The sequence below is a fragment of the Aphanizomenon sp. CS-733/32 genome, assembly GCF_028330045.1.
GTDB classification, from domain to species: domain Bacteria; phylum Cyanobacteriota; class Cyanobacteriia; order Cyanobacteriales; family Nostocaceae; genus Dolichospermum; species Dolichospermum gracile.
On the sequence record NZ_JAQMSE010000188.1, the window covers coordinates 1 to 19572 of the forward strand.

The window sequence follows — 19572 nt, forward strand, 5'->3', positions numbered from 1 at the left end:
GCGACTAGAAGTCGCAGCTACACAGACGAAACCCACCTTCGTGGGTTCAAAAGCCTTGATTTTTCGTTAGTCCACGCAGGTGGACTTTGTTTGTGTAGTAGCGATTTCTAATCGCCGGAAACTTTTCAAACATCCTCTAATGGGTTATTTACGGAAGAATATCGGCAAGTGTGCAATTGCTTGAAACCTTTCCCAAGTTACTCCACGACGGTAGAAATGTTGTTCTTATTCTACTAAACTCAGAGAATTCTCTAAAGTTTGAGTTACGATATCTCTCACTTTCCTTAGTTATTAGGTTGATGTTATTAACAAACTATCAAAAGAAGTACATTTTTAAGGTGCGTCAGATATCAAAAATCTATTTAGGGCTGGCTGAGTTATCGAATCTGACGCACCCTACAATGTTTTGGTGATTTCAGCGTTTGGCTAGTTGTGGAGTTTTTCCTTTTAAGCCAATCATTAATTTTAGGGCGAATATTTTCACGATGGGAACTCGTTGCATAATCCACAAACCTAAACGGCGAACTATGACTATTGGTAAGAAGTTGTTGGAAAAAACTCGATCTAATAAATCGGTGAAACCTAATATGGCGAGGTTTTCTTTTTTTCTCCAGCTTTCATATTTTTTGAGTATGGAAATATTACCAATATCTTGACGCTTTTGATGGGCAGTTTGGATGATTTCGGCTAATGCGGCTGCGTCCCGAATCCCTAAGTTTAAACCTTGTCCACCGACGGGATGACAGTTATGGGCGGCATCACCTATTAATGCTAATCTAGGGAGAACATAGCGATCGCTCTGCATTAACTGTACCTGAAAAATAAACCTCTCTCCCAATAATTCCAATTTACCCATTTGCTGACCATAGCGTTTAGTTAGTTCCGCTAAAAATTCCTCATCATTCAACGCACACAAAGCTTTTGCTTCTTCATGGGGTGCAGTCCAAACAATGCGACAACGGTTTCCCGGTAAGGGTAAAATTGCAAAAGGACCACTTGACCAAAATTTTTCGTAAGCGGTGTTATTGTGAGATTTTTCTGGTTTCACAAAAGCCACAATACAGGATTGCCAATATTTCCACCCTTTGGTTTTAATGCCGGCGGCTTGACGAATGGGAGATTTTGAACCATCAGCAGCGACTAACAATTTACTGCGAATTATCCGATTTTCGTCGCCAATTTTGATATTAATAGTAACTATATCTCTTTCGTTTTGTGTACTTACTACTGCCGCTGGACACAAGATGGTTACATTTGCACAACTTTGCACAAATTCCTGTAAAGGTGCTAATAGTGCATAGTGTTCTGCTACATAACCTAATTCTGGTGTCCCTAAATCATCGGTTTGGAAGTTCACCACATCAGGATAATCAGCATCAGAGAGACGCACTTGGTTATATTTAGCAATATTGGGGAGAATTTTCTCCCATAAACCAATTCCTTGGAAAATTTGGGCTGATAACATATGTACAGCATAAGCCTGTCCTTTAGCCACTGCGGCTGATGCAACTCTAGCTTCAATGAGGAGAATCTTTAAACCAGAATCTTTTAAAGCTGCGGCTAGGGTTAAGCCGACAATGCCACCACCGACTATGACCAAATCATAATCATATCCCCAGTAGGTTTCTGTGGGGGTGTGGGGGGATGAAAGAGTGGGAATAAGCGGGGAGAGGGTCATTGTGAAGATAAATTACATAGTTTTAATTATTATTGTGACGCGATCGCCACTGATGATCAACATACAGCAGAATTTAGGAGTAAAACTGGCTGACAAAAGAAGGGAACAGGGAACAGCAATACCTTGTCCATTTGCTGCTTTGTTGGGTTAAGCGACAGCGCAACCCAACGCATTTGTTGGGTTTCATGCTATTGCTCCGCAACGCTCACGCGAACAACCCAACCTACAAATCAAGGCTTTTTCTAATTTGGACAAGGTATTAAACAGCTAAGACAATTTTGCACAAGTGTATACAATATTTTGGGGATGACTACTTTTTGTCACCTCTTGATAAATTATGAGAAATAAGATCGTTTTCTATAAGAAATGTTAAGCATCTGGGCAATCTGATTGCGGGGATCAATATCTGCTTCTCATTTACCGTTAGTCCATATCTCTCAAGGCATACATCAAAACTCCCTACCCTACCTGCGGGTATATGTGAATTCTCATTCATAAGCAGAAAAAATCAACTGTAAACTTTAGTAAAGAAATGCTCATTTTGGAGCTAAGGTTTTATATACTAAGTTTCACTGAAACAAAATCAGTTAATTCGCTTTCGAGTGATAAAAAACTGAAATTTAAACTTGCTGTGTATTAGGAGGAAAAGTCATGGTTTCGGCTCAAAGCTCTAATCTAGTTCGGACCCACTCCTTGTTAATGATGAGAAGCTTTTTAATCTGGACATTTACATTGGCAGTGTGCTTGTTAGTTGTTGGTTTTCCATTGGTTGTATTAATGGCTACAGTCGGCTGTTTATTATCCATTGTTTTGCAATCCGTGATGCCTGCTAGTGCCGTGTTAATTGTGGCAGGTAGTTTGGTCATGTTTAATGTCATGGCAGTATTAATTACTGCTGGAGTTCTAACCGCTAAAGGTATTCATCCTAAGCAAATAAAATGGTTGAATTGGTTACATGATGAATCTGAAAAAACTCAAACCACCGTTTATGCAGCTTGTCCTTTAACTTGTGAAATCAACCAATAATTATCATTAGCTAATACTTGACAAACAGTACATCTGCCCGGTTCAGCCGGGTTTTTTAATGTTGAAAATAGGGAATAGGGAATAGGGAATAGGGAATAGGCAAGAGTATTACCAATTACCAATTACCAATTACCCATTACCAATTACCAATTACCCATTACCCATTACCATCAACTATTTGCCTAACTTAATAGTGTTACCAATTGCAATTAGACTATCCTCAAACAAAGCTTCACGTCCCCAGCGTTGCACCTGTTGACTCAACAAAGCCTCTGCCTTTTGTTCCGAAAGAGAAGTTACCTGTTGGAACAAACCAGATAACTGAGCGCCACCATGAGTTTCCATTCGCATACAGCCGCCAGTTTCCGAACAAATCACAGTTCCACAATTAGCTTGAATATTAGTAGAACTCAACCGCAAACCAATTAAATCGCCGACAATTTCCCCAATATCAGCAATGGGAACACCTGCCAACTCCACTTCTATGTGTTTTTGGTCTTGAGAAAGAAATTGAACAGAAGTGATGTCATAATCACCGTTTTCCTGTTTATAGGCAACTGGTTGCCATTCTAAGCGATTAGCTAACCAACCTAAATATAACAAAGCTTGAGCAGCATTACCTTTTTCGTAGTCAATATTGACACGATCAATTTCTTTAAGAGCAGCGCGACGATTAGGCGCATCATAAGCTTGTGCTGTCAACTCTTGCCATGCTGATAACCGCCGCCAATTCAAATCAGCTAAAGGTACACTAGCTTCTACTAACTTTTGCAAGCTGAGTAAATCATCTTCTGGTGTATTAAAGTTGCAAGAATCAACAATGACATTATTGCAAACTGCGGCTAATCGTTTAAACAAAGGGTTAGCAGCATCCGGTGTAGCTTTCCACCAGAGGAACTTAGGTAAACCACCAATTAATAAAGCGGGAATCATGCCCCCAATGCGTTCCAACGCCCCAGCAGTACCAGTGAGCGTAATATATTCACAGCAAACAAGAGTGCTAGAAGACTGCTTTTGAATTGGGCAATAGGCAGAAACCTGAGCCTTTACCCCCTCATCGTCCCCAGCAATAGGACATAAAGCAATGATTCGGCAGGGATTACGGATGGCAATTTCATCAGCAATGGTGGGACTTGTAGGGCTAAAAGTATAACCCATAGCGGCACCATGACTATCTCCATTCGGTCCGGTGTGCTGCTTTTGGAAATATTCTTGCCGCAAAGCAGTCAGAGTTTCTGGTGTTGCACCACCAGTCTCTGGAAGATGATGCTTTTTTTGTAATTCCCGCAATGCTGTTTTAGTTTGCGGCCCGAGAATGCCATCAATAGGACCCTTATAAAAACCTGTGGCAGTTAACAAATACTGGGTTTCTTCGGGTTCGTAAACCACCAAAGTGAATGTTGTGGCGCGGGTAGCAGCGGGTAAACCACCGTCTTCTCCCTGAATACCGTAACTTTGCCAAACTTTAGTCAGTTCTGCTTCAATTTCGGTGAGGGAAACATCCTTGGGCGCTTGTAAAGAATAAATTGTTGGTGCTTGGGAAATCATATTTGTCAGTTGTCAGTTGTTAGTTGTTAGTTGTCAGTTGTCAGTTATTTTGCTACTGACCAATGACCAATGACTAATTAAAGTCTGCGCCAGCGGCGACCGTCTTGGTTAATTAATAATTCTGCCTCTTCTGGTTCCCAAGTGCCGGCTTCATACTGAGGAACGGTTGCTGGATCAGCGGGTAAATCCCATACAGATAGGGCCGGTGTAACTACTTGCCAAGCTGCTTCTACTTCGTCTGCTCTTGTGAATAGAGTTTGGTCGCCCATCATACAATCAAGGAAGAGGCGGTCATAGGCATCGGAAGTGGCTGTAATCCCAAAAGAACCATAGCTGAAATCCATATCTACGGAACGAGTACGGAAGTCACCACCGGGCATTTTCACATCAAAACGGAGAGAAATACCTTCATTGGGTTGTATCCGCATGGTCAAAACGTTGGGGTTAGCTTGCTGGGACGCGGAGGGGAACATTCTGGAGGGAACTTCGCGGAAGTGAATGGCAATTTCACTAACTTTTTTAGGCATCCGCTTGCCAGTTCTTAGGTAAAAAGGAACACCTTTCCAGCGCCAGTTATCTACCATAAATTTCATCGCCACATAGGTGGGGGTGGTAGATTCAGGATTAACTCCCGGTTCATTTCGATACCCTTCCACCTGTTGTCCTTTCATCCAGCCGGCACTGTACTGACCCCGAATTGCTGACTTTGATAAATTATGCACATCCGCTAATCGAGTAGCTCGTAGCACCTTGACCTTTTCTGTGCGGATACTGTCAGCATCCATAGCGTTGGGCGCTTCCATTGCTGTTAAACAATAAAGCTGCATGAGGTGGTTTTGCAACATATCCCGGAGTGCGCCGGCAGTTTCATAATAACCAGCCCGGTCTTCAACGCCTACGGTTTCAGCTACGGTGATTTGGACATGATCTACAAATTGCCGATTCCACAAAGGTTCAAAAATGGCATTGGCAAACCGGAACACTAGTAGGTTTTGGACTGTTTCTTTACCTAAGTAGTGGTCAATGCGATAGACTTGGTTTTCTTTACAAACCTTCTGGACGACTTGGTTGAGGTTTTGGGCGGAAGCTAAATCACGGCCAAAGGGTTTTTCGATGACTAAACGATGTTTTTCGGCATCATCTAACATTCCGGCTAACCCTAGTTGTTTGATGGCTTCGGGGAAGAAGTTGGGGGCGACGGAAAGGTAGAACATCCGGTTTCCCCGTGTTCCCCGTTTTTCGTCTAGTTCTGCTAATAGGGTTTTGAGTTTTTGGTAGCCGGCTGGGTCGTCTATGTTTCCAGGACAGTAAAATAAACCTTGGGAAAAGTCTTGCCACAGTTCACCTAGTTCTACATTGGCGTGGGCTTCTTCCATGCCTTTTTGCATTTGTTCACGGAAGTATTCATGACTCCATTCCCGACGGGCTACGCCGACAATGGTGGTTTCTGCGGGAATCCGTCTTTCTCTCCGCAATTTGTATAATGCTGGAACTAGTTTCCGCCAGGTTAAATCTCCAGACGCGCCAAAGATGACAATTATTTGTGGTTCGGGCATCCCTTGCTGCTGTAGACCGGCACGCAATGGATTTTCTAACAAACTGACCATAGGATTTTAGATTTTAGATTTTAGATTTCGGTTTAGGAAAGAGGCAAGAGGAAAGAGGCAAGAGGGAAGAGACAAGAGTAAATCCCACATTTCTTCATCTCTCCATTTCCTGATCGTTCCCTATTTCCCCAATTCCCTCTACAGGTGAGAATAGCTTGACTTTGCCTTTTAAAGAGTTCATGAATGACACAGAAAAGACACGGATTGATTGTTGCAGGTATATAGGGTACAGAATTAGAATCCAGAATCCAGAATCCAGAATCCAGAATCCAGGGAATAAATTCCCTGTCTGATAGCTAAAGTCGGTTAAAACCGACTATTTTTTCTTTTATTTGTTCAGTCTAGAACATGAGGTTTGATTTTTAATTAGTTGGGGTTTTGTCTAATTATCTGTTTTCAGAAAAGACATAACTTTGGCTACGTTTTCTTTACTACCAATAATTAATGGGGTGCGTTGGTGCAGTTTGGTGGGAACGACATCCAAAATGTCGATTGTTCCTGTGGTGGCTACACCTCCAGCTTGTTCAATTAAAAATGCTAAAGGGGCGGTTTCATAAAGTAACCGTAATTTACCTTCTGGTTTTTGTAGTGTTCCTGGGTAGAGAAATACTCCACCTTGTAATAGAATTCTATGAATATCGCTGACCATTGCACCACTGTAACGGGAACTATAGCCTTCCGTGCGATGAACATAACGGATATATTCTCTAAAGGGTTCTTCCCATTGCCAGAAGTTACCGTCATTAACGCTATAAGTGGCGGCGTGATTGGGCATTTGGATATTTTCTTGACAGAGAATAAATTCACCCAGGCTAGGATCAAGAATGAAGGAATGTACTCCTGTACCTATGGTGTAAACCAACATGGTGCTGGGTCCATAAAGAATATATCCGGCGGCTAATTGTTTGCGTCCATTGGTCAGTAAATCTTTGGCTTCACCATCTAAGTCCGCTCCTTCTTGCTGACGAATGGCAAAGATAGAACCTAAACTGAGATTGTTATCTGTGTTAGATGAGCCGTCAATGGGGTCATAAAGTAGGGTATAACGACCGATGGGGCAGTTTTCGGGGATATAGTAGGGTTTTTCCATTTCTTCGGAAGCCAGACGACAGACTAGGCCGCTTTGGTTGAAGACGGAAATAAATACCTCGTTGGCGTAAACATCCATTTTTTTGACGGATTCTCCTTGGACGTTAACTTCTCCAGTGAATCCGAGAACTCCTTCCATTAAACCAGCACGACTCAAGCGACGGGCAACTAATTTACCCGCTAAAGCGATGCGGTTCATGAGCGCACTTAAATCCTGGGCATCGGGTCCAAAACTCTGTAGTTGTTGGAGGATGTGGCGGGATAATGTTGTACAATCACGATCTAAAGCTTTATCTGTGGACAAGTCCAAAGATTCTGATCCTTGAGTCATATTAGTTTCTTCCTGGCAGTTGGCTATGAGGTCGTGTTTATTTATGGCGATTTTCCATCGCTGTCTCTATCTTAGAAAGGGAATTTCATAACTTAGACGTGATTTTAGATAAACTAAAGAATTCAAAGATTAAGTAGGGGTTGCTGAATAAGTTGTCTGTAATCCCTAAGTAGATGTGCCAATTGAGGATTGAGATCAGATCAAGGTAGGGAAGAATCATCAAATCCATGAATTCATCTGCGTTTATCTGCGTTCAATTTTTCTTATCTAATTACATATTACTGGATAATTTAGGTCAATTTGCCTAAATTGCGAGAAGATTTAAAGTGGCTAGTTTATACAAAAAGTCAGGGTTAAAATTGCTAAATATTATTCCGCTTCTATTGCTACTTGTTCAAGTACCGGCAACGGCGATTTTGTTTTCCCGGTTGCTGAAGGGTCCTGGACGTGATCCAGCTTTAATACCACAACAGCCGACACCGGAACTTTTGGGAAGTGTGAGTGTGGTTGTACCGACGTTAAATGAGGCGTTGCGGATTGGTCCGCTTTTGGCTGGTTTGAGTCGCCAAAGTTATGAAGTGCGGGAAGTGATTGTGGTTGATAGTCGCTCTGAAGATGGTACTCCCGATTTGGTAAAAGCTACGGCAGAAAATGACCCACGCTTTCGGGTGATGACGGATGATCCTTTACCTCCTGGGTGGGTGGGTCGTCCTTGGGCGTTGCATAATGGTTTTTTGTTCAGTTCTGAGGGGAGTGAATGGTTTTTGGGTATGGATGCAGATATCCAACCTGATGCTGGTTTGGTGGCGAGTTTGGTGCAAACGGCGATCGCTCAAGGTTATGATTTGGTATCTTTATCACCGCAGTTTATTCTCAAGTATCCGGGGGAATGCTGGTTACAACCGGCTTTGTTGATGACGTTGTTATATAGATTTGATCCGACGGGGATTTATACTGAACAACCGGAACGGGTGATGGCTAATGGTCAGTGTTTTTTGTGTCGTCGGTCTGTGTTAAAGGCTGTGAATGGTTACAGCAGCGCGAAAGGTTCTTTTTGTGATGATGTGACTTTGGCGCGGAATATTGCCGCTAAGGGCTTTAAGGTGGGCTTTTTGGATGGGGCTAAGGTGTTAAGGGTGAGGATGTATGAGGGGGCGTGGGAAACTTGGAACGAATGGGGACGCAGCTTAGATTTGAAGGATGCTGCTTCTGCTGCTCAGATTTGGGGGGATTTGTGGGTATTGTCGGCGGTACAGGGTTTACCTATTTTGATTTTATTGGGTTATTTGTTGCTTCCCAGTGTGGTGCTTTCACTGCCGGCACTGCTGTTGTTAGGATTGAATATATTCTTGGTGGTGATTCGCTTTGCTTTATTACTCGCGATCGCTCCCTCCTATGATCGGAAAGATGCCACTGCTGGTTGGTTATTCTGGCTTTCTCCGTTGGCTGACCCTTTAGCGGTCCTACGCATCTTTTTATCTGCATTTCACACTCCTAAGCAATGGCGCGGGCGGAAATATGGGGATGATGTCGGCTAGAAAACCAGGTGATCAATAGAAAAATTCCCCTTGTGTCTGTGTACAGGCTAAAATTTTCACTAAAAGCGTTTATTTTGAAACGAGGGGAACTTATGGCGATTAAAAAAGGAAATATGGTGCGAGCTATTCGGGAAAAGCTGGAAAATAGTCTAGAAGCACGGGCTAGTGATTCCCGTTTACCTAGTTACTTGTTTGAAACCCAAGGGGAGATTGTGGATATCAAGGGTGATTATGCTTTGGTGAAGTTTGGACAAGTACCAACGCCCAATATTTGGTTAAAGTTGTCACAGTTGGAAGAGTTTGTGTAATTGGTGCTTTGAGTCGAAAATCCCCGTGTTTTGATACCGGGGAGCATCAATAAATTACAAGAGCGATCGCTTAATTTGGAAACCAGAAACATTTGAGGAAATTTTACAAAAACAACCGCATTTTTTTCTCGCTTATTTGCGCGTTTATCATTTATCTGAACCTTGTGAAATTCCAGCTAATCCAAATATTCAAGATAAACTAGGTAAATTTGTCAGTTTACCTAATATTTCTGGTTCTGAAGATAAACCTGTATTAAGTGATCAGGTTTTTATTCAACGCAAACGACAATTAGAAAAACTCGAACCTCCCCTACATCCTGAACTAGAAGAATTACAAAGTGCATTATCACAAATAACCAACAATAACCCAGCAGCACAACAATTAGAAAATGAAATCAAAGTATTTTTAGGTTGGGGTAATGAACCAACTACAAATACAATAGATGCCGATTTAGCTTGGCTAAAAACCATTGCATCTTTAGGAGATAGAAGTATAGAATTTGAAGAGAAAAAAAATAGCTATCAAGCGGGTACAGACTTTGAAAACATCGCACGGGATAGCCTTGATTTTTTAGGATTTAAAGTTGAAACTGCTTATAAAGGAGGTGCAGGAGGTTTAGATTTATATTGTTCACAGCCTTATCCTTTAGTGTGTGAATGTAAAGCAGGTAAAAGTATTCCTAGTGGTACAATTGAAGAACTACTTAAACTAGGTGGAATGCACTTAGGTGTAGATAAATTTCTGAATTCACCAAAATTAGTAATAGGTCCAGGTAACGCTACCTCAGATACTCAAAAATCATCAAAAGAATGGAAAGTCAGTATTATCAAAGCCATGACATTACAAAAATTAGTTGAACTCAAAGCAAAATATCTAGGTGCAATAAACTTAATTGAATTAAAGCAATATTTAGAACCAGGACAAATTGATGATAAAATTAATGAATATATTGATAAAATAGAAAAAGAGATTAAATTGCGATCGCATTTAGTGCAATTAATTAAAAAGGCTGACAAAAAAGTGGGAATTGAGTATATTGCTGGTGCTTATGATGTTTCTAATCTACCACAAACTATATTGAAAATTCAAGATCAAGAAATGCACGAAATTTTAATAGAACTATCATCACCCTTAACAGGTTACTTAGGAAGAGAAAAAGGAAACAATTGGAAAACAGATAAATTCTACTATCTGCGTGACTTACCAATTAATTAAAAAGAACCCTGTATCATATTCTACTAACTGCTCCAATTTCATTCAACGGAAACATACAATGTACAGCATGAGGGTGTTTATCTCGTGCTTGCTGACTAGCAACTTCCTTATTTTCTGGGTCTTAGCGCGAAATCCAAATACTAACAATCCTCAAGATAGATACCGTCTCTCTAAAAATATGCAAAAATGAAGGTAGAAATATCTGTTAAAAACAACTTACAGCAGATTACAGATTAATGAGGTACAGGATCTAAATTCAAAGCGAGACAGCAAACCAATTTTACTCCTGACTCCTGCTGTAACACCATTCTCTATTTTTGACTCCTGACTCCTATTCCCAGGGGGGTGAGACTATGATTGATACAAGTAACGATATAAGAATTATTTCTTTAGTTCCTAGTGCTACGGAAATTGTCGCCAAACTGGGCTTGTTTGATGCTATGGTAGGGCGATCGCATGAATGTGATTATCCTCCCGAAATCGTCAATCTTCCAGTTTGTACTCAAGCCCGTTTAAATGGAGACACTAACAGCCATTCTATTCACAAAGAAGCCGACAATCTATTACAATCTGCTTTGGGTATCTACAAAATCAAAGTAGATGTTTTAGAGAAATTGCACCCTACCCATATTATCACTCAAGATCAATGTGATGTCTGCGCTGTCAGTTTACCAGAGGTAGAAAAAGCAGTTGCCCAACTTACCCACAGTTCACCGCAAATTATTTCTCTACAACCCAATACATTACAGGATATGTGGGGTGATATTGAACGGGTTAGCCACACATTTGGCGTAGATTCAGTAGAAATACTGGAGAATCTAGAAGCCCGTGTCAGAATTTGCAAACGTAGACTACAAGGACTTTCTACCGCTGAATTGCCTAAAGTCGTGTGCATTGAATGGACTGATCCTTTAATGACTGCTGCAAATTGGGTTCCTGAATTAATTAACCTAGCAGGAGGAAGACCATTATTTAGCATCACTGGCAAACCTGCTACTCATGTTAAATGGGAAACATTAGTAGATAGTAATCCAGATGTGATTATTTTCATGCCCTGTGGCTTTGATTTGCAACGAACTCACCAAGAAGCAGAATTATTAACTCAACGTCCAGAATGGAAAAAACTCCACGCTGTGCAAACAGGAAGAGTATTTATTACCGATGGTAACGCTTACTTTAACCGTCCTGGTCCGCGATTAGTAGATTCTGTGGAAATTTTAGCAGAAATATTGCACCCAGATATTTTTGACTATGGTTATCAAGGTAGTGCTTGGCAAATCTTGTAATTATTGCCATCAGGGGTAAGTTAAACGGGCGGTTAGAAACCGCGTCTACACAAGCAAAACCCGCCTACATGGGTTTCAAATCCTTGATTTTTTCGTTAGTCCGCGCAGGCGGACTTTGTTTGTATAGCAGTGAATTCCATTCGCCAAGCTTTAAGTTAACACTAGGACAACAGGGTATAAATAAACCAACCATCCTAAATCGTTAAACAGCCTATACTGTATTCGTTTTGACTTCCGCCCTGCGGTACTAGCTTCTGCTGTATCTGTGTTTGACACCTATAGGAAAATATTCAGTATCACCAATGGGTTTTAATTCTACTACAGGAGTTTGATATTGTGGAGGAACATAATTTGCAAATTCACTATTTAAACGCAATAATTGGCCAAGAATAGCCGCAGTAATAGATAATCTTTTTTCCTCTTGATTTTCAATTCCTGGTGCTAATTCTACTACTACAGATAAAAAGCGACTTTTATCGGCATCTTCTTTTACCTGGATAACAAACTTACCCGTTACCCATTCTCTAATGATTGGTTGTTCTAGTCCGACGGTGACATTTTCTGGATAAATATTTGCGCCAAAATAGGAAACTGTAAAGTTAGAACGTCCAAAAACATAAACAAAAGGTAATTGATGAATTCCGCGATGATTTTGTAATTCTGTAAGAGGATCAAAACCCCATGCTGATAAGAATTCTAGCATTTCTGTGTAGGTAATTAAGCCACCTTGATCAAAAATGCTATATCTAATTAAAGGCACGCCATTATGCCCAGAAAATAGCAAATTTCCATCTTCTACTTCAAAAAAACGACTGCAAGGATCATATTGAACTAAAGTAGGTAATCGGGATTCTCCAAATAATGCTTTAGCTGCGGCAGGTGTGGCTGCTAAAAACCGCCGAATACAAATACTTAAGGGGGTTTCATTACCTAAAACTCCTGCGTCTGCTGTTCCATACATGGAAGCAAAATCATCATAGGGATTTTCAGAACCTATTCTTTCTCCCACTAAATTTCGCCATTCTTCACTGAATACTTCTCCTGCCATGACTAATTTAATATGATATTGTCCCCACTGCATTCCATTGGCAATACCTGTATCAATAACGTCTTTGAGAAATGGTGGATATCCTAATAAGACAACTTGCTCAAAATTACTACCTAATTCTTGGACAATTCGCAAAATTTCTGTTTTATTATTCCCTGGGGTAATAACGGTAATTGGATAACCTTTAGCGGCTAAATGACGGCAGCAATTAGTGGTAAACATTCCACCCACCCAAGTTCCCAAGGTAAAACAAACTACTGCTAAACTGGGTTTAGTATCGGCATGAAAACTATCATGAAAAATTTGCTCGAAGCGGGTGGCTATTTGCAGTTCGTCAGTGATGAAACGTGGCCAAAATGTGGGTTTACCTGTTGAGCCAGAGGAAGCAGCGATCATATCACAGCCTCCTATTTTTCCACTATTACACAATTGGGGCAAAGAATAACGGGAAATATAATTTTCTTTATTAATTTTTGGTAAGTTTTGGAAATCTGCTAATGTTTGAATATTTTGAGGATTTATGCCTCGTTCTGCTAAAAATGCCTGATAAGCGGGTACACTAGCAGCTACATCTTGAAATAATCTCAAGGCTATTTCTTGGCTGTCAATATTCAGGTGCTGTTTTAGTTTGTCTCCTAAGAGAGTTGAGATAAAATCTTCTAATCCCAGGATTGCCCTTTGTGTTGATATTTGTGGTTTCATAAGGCTTGTGTGGGAAAACCCCCAGTTTATCTTTAGTCAGTATTTTATACTCAAAACGGCTTGATTGTTTGATTCTCAATGTAGGGGTAAAGCACGAGTTTATTGGTGTCATGTGAGTTCGACATAACGATAATTTATCGCCAAAAGCCTGAAACGACCAAATATCCTTCATACACATGATGGTGAATTTGTACAGTGCGTAAGTCCTATAACAGCAATTCTCATTTTAAGGTTTCATGACATTTAAACCCTTACATTCATAGGGTTTTACAATTCTTAACAAATCCGGGGATAGCGAAGCGCTGCTGCAAGCAGTTCGCTGAAATGGCGCAAACTCGTTTCAAAATGAGAATTGCTGGTTCTATAATCGTCAAATCTAACACAATCATTGATCATGCCGGGTCTCCCCGCGTCAACCCAACCGACAAATACTACTTAACAGGGATAGAATCAACATCCACAGTTTCGCCAGGGGCATGATGAGCCGGATTGGTGGTACTATTTTCTACAGTCCCTTTTTTTGCCTTCCAACCATCAATAACTAAGGAAGAAACTTCAGAAACGAATAAACTCAACAGTAAAACATCGTCAATTTGACCAATAATAGGAATAAAATCTGGAGAAATATCTAAAGGGCTAATTAAATAGGCTACTGTGCCGATAATTATCCACCAACGGTATTTAGGATTGCGTAGTGTGTTTCGATACCATACATACAGGGATTGAATTGAGAAGTTCATATTCTTAACCTCCAGTGATCTTTTTATTTTGGCAAATAATCATCTAAACTCCCGGTGGGAATAACCGCCATATTGTGTATAGAAGATGTTACTCCTGAGTGATTAATCAGAAAAGTTTGTGAGTCATACAAAACTCTCTAAAATGAAAATGCCTTGACTACTCGGAATGGAGAGAGGAAACCTACACAGTGGATATTTTAGATTTGTTTAAGAAGGGCGGGCCGGCTATGTGGCCTTTGCTAGTTTTATCAGTCCTATCACTAAGTGTGATTTTTGAACGTCTATGGTTCTGGTTACGGATTCTGTCCCAGGAAAAAGAAATAGTCAATCGGGTTCTGGATGCTGCTGGTGAGGACTGGGGAATCGCTGAAGCAATAGCTGAACAATCTATAAAACAGCCCGTTGGCAGATTTCTGTACGCACCTTTAAGCTTACAAAAAAGTGATCCAGAAACCTTTAGATTAGCCCTAGAATCAACCGCAGCCGACGAGATAGCGGGAATGCGTCGGGGTGAAAAACTTTTAGAAGCCGTGATTGCCCTTTCACCACTGTTAGGATTGTTGGGGACGGTTTTAGGTTTGATTCGTTCCTTGGGTGCAATTCGGATTGGTGATTTGGGAACTGAATCTACAGCCGGTGTCACCACAGGGATTGGGGAATCGTTAATTAGTACAGCAGCGGGGTTAATAGTAGCGATCGCCAGTTTAGTATTTTACCGCCTATTTCAAAGTTTTGTTGTTAACCAAGTTAAAATTTTCAATAAAGCCGGCAATGAATTGGAACTGCTTTACCGTCAATATCCTCCCGAACCTCAAACAATTAACACCGACAGATTCTCAAAACGCACCTCTACAAATTTCGATTCATCTTCTCAGCTAGAATCAAAAACATTTATTCAAGAACCGGAAAATGAGCCAGATTACACAACTGACAATTTCAGCTTACACTCTGTAAATTCGTCAATTCAGCCAAATGATCCAATTGATAATTATGGTTTAAACCTTGTAAATTCGGCAAATTCACCCGATAACAAGATGGATAACACCAATTTGAACTCTGGAGAAAAACAAGAAGATGAAAGTTAAGCTAGATACCTCCGGTGAAGACCTTCAAATTCAAATTATCCCCCTAATTGACGTTGTTTTTTGTATTCTGACATTCTTTCTCTTAGCAGCTTTACAATTTACCCGTCAGCAAGCAATTAATGTTGATTTACCCAAAGCTAGTACAGGCGAAAATTCTGCTGCTAATTCCCAAATTAAAAGCAAAATATTACCTGTAACAATTGATGCTATTGGATTAACTTACATCGAAAAAGAACCTGTGAACCGGGAGGAATTAGAAGCACGTTTAAAACAATACATTCAAGCCAATCCAGACGGGATTTTAGTATTAAATGCGTCGCGGACAGCTACTTATAACGACGTAATTCAAACCCTAGACTTGCTGAGAAAAGTGGGAGGAAATCGTGTATCTTTGGGAATTATCCCCGGTTCATCTCAACCATTGACAAATTCACCAAATTTCCCTACTCCCCCCATATCTAATAATCCCACTACCCCAGAAATTAACTCACCGGAAAGTTTGAGGTCTTTACCACCGATTAACCCAAATTCTTTTCCCACACCTGGAAACAGAATTAATCCCGATACTTTACCTCAAGCACCTGTAACACCAGGAACAAATAATGCGTCTCCTCAAAATTAAAACTATTTTGTGAGAAACTTTAGATATTTTCTCCCCATATTTTCCTTAACAATTAGGAAGTTATGGGGATATTTTTAGGTAAACTTAAACAAGAAATGTAGGTTGGGTTAAGCGACAGCACAACCCAACATTATCAATGATTCTGAGGCTTAACCTAGCAGTATTGGAAGTTATGGGCATATTTTTAGGTAACCTTAAACAATTGCATCTAGGAGAAAAATCATGAAGGCAATATTAATGACCGCAGTAGGTAAACCAGAAGTTTTAAAACTACAAGAAGTTCCCCAACCCATACCAACAAACAAAGAAATTTTAGTCAAAATTTTTGCTGCTGGTGTGAATCCCATTGATACTAAAATACGTCAAAGGGGGACATTTTTCCCAGAACAAATGCCAGCTATTTTAGGATGTGATGGTGCAGGTATAGTGGAATCTGTGGGTAATGATGTCCAAAAATTTGGCGTTGGTGATGAAGTATATTTTTGCTATGGTGGTTTGGGTGCAAGTCCAGGAAATTATGCTGAGTATATCACTGTTGATGAAAGATGTGCGGCATTGAAACCCAAATCTATTTCTTTTACAGCAGCAGCAGCAGCACCCCTGGTTTTAATTACTGCTTGGGAAGCTTTATATGAACGGGGAAGACTCGAACCAGGAGAAAAGGTATTAGTTCATGCTGGTGCAGGTGGTGTTGGTCATGTGGCTATTCAATTGGCTAAACTCAAAGGTGCTGAAGTAGCGACTACGGTTAGTTCACAAGAAAAGGCTAATTTTGTCACTCAACTTGGTGCTGATAGGGTAATTTTTTACAAAGAAACTGATTTTGTCGCATCTGTATTAGATTGGACTAATGGTGAAGGTGCAGATTTAGTTTTTGATACTGTGGGTGGTGATACTTTGGAAAAATCCTTTCCTGCGGTGCGACTTTATGGCGATATTGTGACTATTCTAGAACCAAAAGCTAACACTGTTTGGAAAGTTGCTAGAAACAGAAATCTCCGCATTGGTTTAGAATTAATGCTAACACCGCTGTTGTTAGGAAATGTGGAATCGTTAATACATCATGGGAATATTTTACAACAATGTGCTAATTGGATAGATGCAGGGAAGTTAAAAATTGAAGTTAGTCAGACCTTCCCTTTAGCATCAGCAGCAAAAGCACACGCTTTAGTGGAAGCTGGTTCTGTACTGGGTAAGGTTGTTTTATTGAATTAATCATTAAGTAGGGAATTTGTTGAGATTGTTTTGTCACTTTAGCTACTGACTAAAGATGGGATTTTTCTCAACTTTGGCAAATCAGAAACACGGTTAAAAAAATAAACTAAAGTCTAATTTCTATCACTAATTACCAATTATGCACAGAATCAGTGCTACACCAGGAGGATTAAATCAGTCTGAAGGTTTATTTTTCCTCGAACAAACTCCCGCCCCTTTCGTGTTGATTACAGCAGCCGATACTGATATTCAAACTCTAGCGGCTGTAGTTCCTAAATTACCTAGTCAATTCCCCGAAATTAGGGTAGCCAACTTGTTACAACTACAGCAACAAGTAAGTATAGATGATTATGGTGAACAGGTTTTAGAATCTGCCCAAGTCATTGTACTTCGTCTCATAGGAGGAAGTTCATACTGGGCTTATGGTTTAGAAGTCGTACAGGAAATTGTCCACCGTAATGGTACAAATCTCATTGTCATGCCAGGAGATGACGGACTTGATTTTGATTTAATTTCCAAATCTACGGTTTCTCCAGAAATTGTCCAGAAAATTTGGCAATATTTTCAAGAAGGTGGTACAGAAAATTTCCTCAACGCTTTGCAATTCATCGCTGATATATCTCTATCAACATCTTTTAATCCCCCACCACCACAAACTATTCCCCGCGTGGGATTGTATGAAAGGAATCAGTCGGTAGGGGCGGGGTTTCCCCGCCCTCTTAGGAATCAGCCTAAAGTTGGTATTTTGTTTTATCGCGCCCATTATTTAGCAGCAAATACTAAGGTTATTGATGCTTTATGTAATGCGTTGATAGAGAAAAATTTACAACCTGTCCCAGTTTTTGTTTCTTCATTGCGTGAACCTGGTGTTAGTAATCAATTATGTGAATTGTTCGCAGCAAAAGATGATGATCACCATGTTAGTTTATTGATGAATACCACCAGTTTTTCCCTAGCAAGTTTAGAAACAGAAACACCGCAAACTGAACTTTGGGAAAAATTAAATGTTCCGGTTTTGCAAGTAATTCTTTGTGCTAGTTCCGTTGAACAATGGGAATCACAATCACAAGGTTTAACACCCCGTGATATTGCCATAAATGTGGCATTACCAGAAGTAGACGGGCGAATTATTAGTCGGGCTGTGTCTTTCAAAACCTTGCAAACTCGGAATCATAAACTAGAAACTGATGTCGTAGTTTATGAACCCGTGAGCGATCGCATTCAATTCGTTACCCAACTGGCTGCAAACTGGGTAAGATTGCGGGTAAAACCACCCCAAGAACGCCGCATAGCCCTAATTTTAGCAAATTACCCCAACACCAACGGACGGCTCGCCAACGGCGTAGGACTGGACACTCCTGCCAGTTGTGTAGAAATTCTCAAAGCCTTAAAATTAGCTGGTTATGAACTGGGAACTATTCCCGAAACTGGAGATGAATTAATTCAAATTCTCACATCTAGCGTCACCAATGATCCCGAAGGAAAAGATTGGAAACCAATAAATCAAAGTTTGTCAGCAGCAGAATATCAAAACTATTTTTCCACCTTACCAGAAATAATCCAAAAACAAATTATTGACCGTTGGGGACAACCTATTTTAGATCCAATCCAAAATTGGGCGGTTTCTGGAATTGAATTTGGTAACGTTTTTGTCGGTATTCAACCATCAAGAGGATATGATCTCGACCCTAGTTTAAATTATCATGCCCCCGATTTAGAACCAACCCATAATTATTTAGCCTTTTATGATTGGGTACGAGAATCCTTTCAAGCAGATGCCATAGTTCATGTCGGCAAACATGGCAACTTAGAATGGCTACCGGGAAAAAGTGTCGCCTTATCTAATACTTGTTATCCAGAAATTGCCTTCGGTCCAATGCCCCATTTATATCCATTTATTGTGAATGATCCTGGAGAAGGTTCACAAGCAAAAAGACGCGCCCAAGCCGTAATCATTGATCACTTAACCCCACCAATGACACGCGCCGAATTATATGGACCATTGCAACAAGTAGAAAACCTAATTGATGAATATTACGAAGCAGAAAGTTTAGATCCTTCCAGATTACCAACAATACGCGATCGCATTCAAGAACTCGTCATCAAAGAAAACCTGTACAAAGACTTAGGAATCACCAACCCCCAAGACATCGCCAACTTTGAAACCTTAATTTTAAACTCCCTAGACGGTTACCTGTGCGAACTCAAAGAAGCCCAAATCCGCGACGGCTTACACATATTTGGTCAATGTCCCCAAGGAACCCAACTACGAGACCTCATAGTAGCGATCGCCCGCATCCCCAACCGCCATTCTATCGGCATTACCCGCGCCATAGCCAAACAATGGCAAATAGACATAGACCCCCTCACCGACAACCTCTCAGCCCCCCTCTCTGCGCCTCTGCGCCTCTGCGAGAGACTTAAATCCTGCCGTATCATTGGCGATGTCGTCGAACTCCTAGAAGCAGAGGCCGCCCATTTAGTAGAACAAATCATAGTAGGGGCGGGGTCTCCCCGCCCTCCGGGGTCTCCC

At 40.7% G+C, this 19572-nt stretch carries 15 protein-coding genes and 1 pseudogene; 10 read left to right on the forward strand and 6 right to left on the reverse strand.

The window, feature by feature from the left end; translation table 11 throughout:
• Positions 1 to 415 precede the first annotated feature (415 nt).
• Positions 416 to 1678 carry an FAD-dependent hydroxylase gene (locus PN471_RS15130; RefSeq protein WP_271777561.1) on the reverse strand — a complete coding sequence of 421 codons (1263 nt, stop codon included), beginning with the start codon at positions 1676 to 1678 and terminating at the stop codon, positions 416 to 418.
• Between the two features lies 1 nt (position 1679).
• Between PN471_RS15130 and PN471_RS15135 the strand changes: the two genes are divergently transcribed.
• Together PN471_RS15135 and PN471_RS15140 are read left to right on the forward strand one after the other, a co-directional pair.
• Positions 1680 to 1829: a hypothetical protein gene (locus PN471_RS15135; RefSeq protein WP_271777562.1), complete on the forward strand. Its 150-nt coding sequence runs from the start codon at positions 1680 to 1682 to the stop codon at positions 1827 to 1829.
• A 500-nt stretch (positions 1830 to 2329) separates the two neighbouring features.
• Positions 2330 to 2704 (forward strand): hypothetical protein, encoded by a 375-nt coding sequence (locus PN471_RS15140; protein WP_193897722.1) that lies wholly within the window; start codon positions 2330 to 2332, stop codon positions 2702 to 2704.
• Between the two features lie 174 nt (positions 2705 to 2878).
• Here PN471_RS15140 and opcA read toward each other — a convergent pair whose 3' ends face one another.
• The 3 genes from opcA to fbp form a co-directional block, all read right to left on the reverse strand.
• Positions 2879 to 4252, reverse strand: a complete 1374-nt coding sequence (gene opcA, locus PN471_RS15145; protein ID WP_271777563.1) for a glucose-6-phosphate dehydrogenase assembly protein OpcA — start codon at positions 4250 to 4252, stop codon at positions 2879 to 2881.
• Positions 4253 to 4329: 77 nt separating this feature from the next.
• Entirely contained in the window at positions 4330 to 5859 is a 1530-nt protein-coding gene (gene zwf / locus PN471_RS15150; protein ID WP_271777564.1) for a glucose-6-phosphate dehydrogenase, read from the reverse strand.
• Positions 5860 to 6241: 382 nt separating this feature from the next.
• Positions 6242 to 7279 (reverse strand): class 1 fructose-bisphosphatase, encoded by a 1038-nt coding sequence (gene fbp, locus PN471_RS15155; protein WP_271777565.1) that lies wholly within the window; start codon positions 7277 to 7279, stop codon positions 6242 to 6244.
• Between the two features lie 326 nt (positions 7280 to 7605).
• On the opposite strand from fbp, the gene cruG reads away from it, so the two are divergent.
• From cruG to PN471_RS15175, 4 genes and pseudogenes are all read left to right on the forward strand, one after another.
• Complete coding sequence (cruG, locus tag PN471_RS15160) at positions 7606 to 8817, forward strand: 2'-O-glycosyltransferase CruG (RefSeq protein WP_271777566.1); 1212 nt, start codon at positions 7606 to 7608, stop codon at positions 8815 to 8817.
• A gap of 92 nt (positions 8818 to 8909) precedes the next feature.
• Positions 8910 to 9125 carry an NAD(P)H-quinone oxidoreductase subunit O gene (locus tag PN471_RS15165; protein WP_271777567.1) on the forward strand — a complete coding sequence of 72 codons (216 nt, stop codon included), beginning with the start codon at positions 8910 to 8912 and terminating at the stop codon, positions 9123 to 9125.
• 61 nt (positions 9126 to 9186) lie between these two features.
• Positions 9187 to 10341, forward strand: a pseudogene (locus PN471_RS15170) (DUF1802 family protein); the annotation flags it as partial.
• A 353-nt stretch (positions 10342 to 10694) separates the two neighbouring features.
• Positions 10695 to 11627 carry a cobalamin-binding protein gene (locus PN471_RS15175; RefSeq protein ID WP_193894725.1) on the forward strand — a complete coding sequence of 311 codons (933 nt, stop codon included), beginning with the start codon at positions 10695 to 10697 and terminating at the stop codon, positions 11625 to 11627.
• Positions 11628 to 11874: 247 nt separating this feature from the next.
• Here PN471_RS15175 and PN471_RS15180 read toward each other — a convergent pair whose 3' ends face one another.
• Together PN471_RS15180 and PN471_RS15185 are read right to left on the reverse strand one after the other, a co-directional pair.
• Entirely contained in the window at positions 11875 to 13377 is a 1503-nt protein-coding gene (locus PN471_RS15180; protein WP_271777568.1) for a phenylacetate--CoA ligase family protein, read from the reverse strand.
• 431 nt (positions 13378 to 13808) lie between these two features.
• Positions 13809 to 14117, reverse strand: coding sequence for a YkvA family protein (locus PN471_RS15185; RefSeq protein WP_271777569.1), 309 nt, complete (start codon positions 14115 to 14117; stop codon positions 13809 to 13811).
• A gap of 188 nt (positions 14118 to 14305) precedes the next feature.
• Between PN471_RS15185 and PN471_RS15190 the strand changes: the two genes are divergently transcribed.
• The 4 genes from PN471_RS15190 to cobN form a co-directional block, all read left to right on the forward strand.
• Positions 14306 to 15202, forward strand: coding sequence for a MotA/TolQ/ExbB proton channel family protein (locus PN471_RS15190; protein WP_271777570.1), 897 nt, complete (start codon positions 14306 to 14308; stop codon positions 15200 to 15202).
• Positions 15192 to 15824, forward strand: coding sequence for an ExbD/TolR family protein (locus PN471_RS15195; protein ID WP_271777571.1), 633 nt, complete (start codon positions 15192 to 15194; stop codon positions 15822 to 15824). The genes PN471_RS15190 and PN471_RS15195 overlap by 11 nt, the downstream gene beginning before the upstream one ends.
• 222 nt (positions 15825 to 16046) lie before the next feature.
• Entirely contained in the window at positions 16047 to 17039 is a 993-nt protein-coding gene (locus PN471_RS15200) for a zinc-dependent alcohol dehydrogenase family protein (protein WP_271777572.1), read from the forward strand.
• A gap of 139 nt (positions 17040 to 17178) precedes the next feature.
• The coding region (gene cobN, locus PN471_RS15205; protein ID WP_271777573.1) for a cobaltochelatase subunit CobN at positions 17179 to 19572 on the forward strand (2394 nt) is incomplete at its 3' end.

Excerpts from the sequence above, each read along its gene's own strand:
- PN471_RS15180 (WP_271777568.1), bottom strand. The coding sequence starts at position 13,377 with ATGAAACCACAAATATCAACACAAAGGGCAATCCTGGGATTAGAAGAT.
- PN471_RS15140 (WP_193897722.1), top strand. The coding sequence starts at position 2,330 with ATGGTTTCGGCTCAAAGCTCTAATCTAGTTCGGACCCACTCCTTGTTA.
- zwf (WP_271777564.1), bottom strand. The coding sequence starts at position 5,859 with ATGGTCAGTTTGTTAGAAAATCCATTGCGTGCCGGTCTACAGCAGCAA.
- PN471_RS15185 (WP_271777569.1), bottom strand. The coding sequence starts at position 14,117 with ATGAACTTCTCAATTCAATCCCTGTATGTATGGTATCGAAACACACTA.
- PN471_RS15195 (WP_271777571.1), top strand. The coding sequence starts at position 15,192 with ATGAAAGTTAAGCTAGATACCTCCGGTGAAGACCTTCAAATTCAAATT.
- opcA (WP_271777563.1), bottom strand. The coding sequence starts at position 4,252 with ATGATTTCCCAAGCACCAACAATTTATTCTTTACAAGCGCCCAAGGAT.
- PN471_RS15165 (WP_271777567.1), top strand. The coding sequence starts at position 8,910 with ATGGCGATTAAAAAAGGAAATATGGTGCGAGCTATTCGGGAAAAGCTG.
- PN471_RS15175 (WP_193894725.1), top strand. The coding sequence starts at position 10,695 with ATGATTGATACAAGTAACGATATAAGAATTATTTCTTTAGTTCCTAGT.
- PN471_RS15200 (WP_271777572.1), top strand. The coding sequence starts at position 16,047 with ATGAAGGCAATATTAATGACCGCAGTAGGTAAACCAGAAGTTTTAAAA.
- fbp (WP_271777565.1), bottom strand. The coding sequence starts at position 7,279 with ATGACTCAAGGATCAGAATCTTTGGACTTGTCCACAGATAAAGCTTTA.
- PN471_RS15130 (WP_271777561.1), bottom strand. The coding sequence starts at position 1,678 with ATGACCCTCTCCCCGCTTATTCCCACTCTTTCATCCCCCCACACCCCC.